This is a genomic window from Daejeonella sp., from assembly GCF_037719425.1.
GTDB lineage: Bacteria > Bacteroidota > Bacteroidia > Sphingobacteriales > Sphingobacteriaceae > Daejeonella.
The window spans coordinates 1-1,100 of record NZ_JBBJNI010000036.1 but is presented as its reverse complement, the minus strand read 5'-3'; the positions used below and the strand labels follow the sequence as shown (position 1 = coordinate 1,100).

Annotated in this window: 1 protein-coding gene; it reads right to left on the bottom strand. The window is 44.0% G+C overall.

Annotated features, from left to right (window positions below; all coding sequences use genetic code 11):
• Positions 1-888, bottom strand: an 888-nt coding sequence (fmt, locus tag WKF69_RS06770) for a methionyl-tRNA formyltransferase (protein WP_340380630.1), incomplete at its 3' end; no start/stop codon positions are given.
• Positions 889-1,100: the final 212 nt, after the last annotated feature.

Sequence of the window (1,100 nt, the reverse complement as noted above, 5' to 3'; positions counted from 1 at the left end):
AAACTCGTCCACTTTCATTCTCTTTTTACCTTCGAGCTGAAGTTCAAGAACGGAAATTAAACCGTCGGTGCAGGCAAATTTCAAATACGTTTTATTGTCTGTTATCACCTTACCCGGTTCTAAAGCAGAATCAATTTTCTCCATTTCTGTAATGAAAATTTTAAGATTCTTTTCCTGAAGTTGTGTAAACGAAGTAGGGTATGGGCTTAAGCCGCGGATAAAATTAAACACTTTTTCCACAGGCTGAGCCCAGTTAATGAGGCAATCCTCCTTGAAGATCTTAGGGGCGGTTTTCAGATCATCGGAAGCTTTTTGTGGCTGTTCCTTATATTCGTCATTTTCAATAGCTTTTACGGTCTTTAGAAGAAGCGTTGCGCCGGTGTCCATAAGTTTATCGTGCAGGTCTCCAGCAGTATCGTTTTTGCTGATGCTCACGCGTTCAGAAAAAAGCAGGTCGCCGGTATCGATTTCTTGTTTCAGGAAAAAGGTGCTGACTCCACTTTCTACTTCTCCATTAATAATTGCCCAGTTTATCGGCGCTGCACCCCGATATTGGGGGAGGAGTGATCCATGAAGGTTGACAGTTCCTTTCGGAGGCATAGCCCAAACAAGCTCGGGCAGCATTCTGAATGCTACAATTACCTGCAGGTCTGCTTTTAATGCTCTGAGGTTCTCCAGGAATTGCTCGTCTTTAAGTTTGACTGGCTGAAGGATATATAAGCCATGCTCAACGGCATATTTTTTTACCGCGGATTCATTGATCTTCTGGCCTCGCCCAGCGGGTTTATCAGGTGCCGTTATCACACCAACGATATTAAACCCATTATCTACCAGAGCTTTTAAAGAAGCTACAGCAAAGTCGGGGGTACCCATAAAGACGATTTTCATTTGTGGTTGTTTTGCCGCGCTTCGCTCGCAATGAAAGCGCATGTGTTCGTTATCCCTGTACCGCTCGTGCCTCAGGCATCAGTTTTGAGCTTTGAGCTTTGAGCTTTCAGCTTTCAGCTTTGAGCTTTGAGCTTTCAGCTTTCAGCTTTGAGCTTTGAGCTTTCAGCTTTCAGCTTTCAGCTTTCAGCTTTCAGCTTTCAGCTTTCAGCTTT